This window comes from Aureibaculum luteum, from assembly GCF_003449015.1.
Taxonomy (GTDB): domain Bacteria; phylum Bacteroidota; class Bacteroidia; order Flavobacteriales; family Flavobacteriaceae; genus Aureibaculum; species Aureibaculum luteum.
Genome location: NZ_QRGD01000028.1, coordinates 1 through 1,806, shown reverse-complemented (window position 1 = coordinate 1,806; position 1,806 = coordinate 1). Strand labels below are relative to the sequence as shown.

Annotated in this window: 1 protein-coding gene; it reads left to right on the top strand. The window is 40.1% G+C overall.

Annotation, left to right across the window (positions count from 1 at the left end):
- Positions 1 to 450: 450 nt before the first annotated feature.
- The gene (gene ltrA, locus D3P13_RS21710; RefSeq protein ID WP_117885806.1) at positions 451 to 1,713 is read left to right on the top strand and encodes a group II intron reverse transcriptase/maturase; all 1,263 of its coding nucleotides are present in this window, start codon (positions 451 to 453) and stop codon (positions 1,711 to 1,713) included.
- Positions 1,714 to 1,806: the final 93 nt, after the last annotated feature.

Here is a 1,806-nt window from a genome sequence, read left to right as displayed (position 1 = left end):
GAATTAATCTAGAGGGTGCAAGTCCCTTATGGGCATGGGTAACGCCCTGAACCATTAGTAAGCTGCAAGGTTGCTAACCGCGAGGTTAGGACTGAAGGAAGCAGGACTACAAAGCTCGGTTCTGACGAACAGAAACCGTATACGAGGCATAAATGCACGGGTAAGCAACCACATCATTGTAACGCCCAAAGAATACCAAAGGTGTATTTATGTAGATACGGCAGAAATTGAGTGAAAGAAGATGTCATTACCTGGGGAGGTCTCTACAACCACGAGTTGGTAAAGTAGAGAAGTCAGCCGAAGTCATAGTAACCAACTACCTGATAGGTTGGTGAAGGACAGAACGATAATGGTCTTTAATGAACTTAGGAGTTGTTTTACTTTACGGATAGCTTTCCAGTAAAATGATAGCCTTTGATTAAGCGAGACAGCAAATCAATTTAAGTATTAATGATTAAACAATTAACAAGTAAACAGAATCTAAACGACGCCTATGAGCGGGTGTATCGCAACAAGGGTTCAGCAGGAATAGACAGGGTTCATATCACTGAACTAAAATCTATATTGCAGACCCAAGGTAAACGATATATTTGGCAAATAGAAAGAGAGACCTATCAGGTATCTCCAATATTGGGCGTTGAAATACCAAAAAGCAACGGGAAGAAACGATTACTCGGAATTCCCACAGTTGTTGACAGGGTATTTCAACAAGCACTACATCAAGTTTTACAACCGATATTCGAGCCAGACTTTCAACAGCATAGTTATGGATTCAGACCACAACGCAACGCCCATCAGGCAATTGCACAAAGCCTTGAAAACATCAATTCAGGTTATAAGGATATAGTTGACATAGATTTAAAGAGTTTCTTTGATGAAGTGGAACATTATATACTTTTAGAATTGGTTTACAAAAAGGTAAAGTGCAAACCAACGATGAAGCTACTGCGTTCATTTCTTAAAGCCCCGATACTGATCAACGGTAAATTGCACAAACGGAAAAAAGGAGTACCGCAAGGTTCACCTTTAAGCCCATTGCTCTCTAATATCCTGCTCAATGAGTTGGATAAAGAACTAGAGCAACGAGGACACCGTTATGTAAGATATGCCGACGATTTCAGTATCTACGTTAAGAGTAAAATGTCTGCAAAACGTGTAGGTAATAGTATCTACAAATTTCTGCTAGACAAACTTCAACTGCCAATAAACAGGGAGAAAAGTGGCATACGTAAGCCTTTTAATTTCCAAGTACTAGGGTTTGGTTTTGTACCAACCTACAAGAAAGGGGAAAAAGGTAAATATCAACTGGTGGTTAAACCGTCCAAATGGAAGGAATTCAAAGCAAAGCTTAAATACCTTACCAAAAAGACAATACCCGCAAGTTTTGAAGAACGTATCGACCGTATCAATCTGTTGATACGTGGTTGGATAAATTACTTTAGACCGGCATCCATTCATACTAAACTTAAAAAGTTGGAAGAATGGTTAAGAAACCGATTACGGTATTGTATATGGCATCATTGGAAGAAACCAGAACGGAAACGGAAAAACCTGATTCGCTTAGGAATTGACCAAGACCATGCTTATGCGTGGAGTCGAACAAGAATGGGAGGATGGGCAGTTGCTCAAAGTCCAATTCTACGTACTACCATTACCATAAAAAGGTTAAAAATGAAAGGGTATGTTAGTTTAATCGAATACTACAAACGATAAGTTTCATTATCGAACCGCCGTATACGAGACCCGTATGTACGGTGGTGTGAGGGGTGCACTCCGTCAATTATTGGCGGAGCCATCCACTCGATT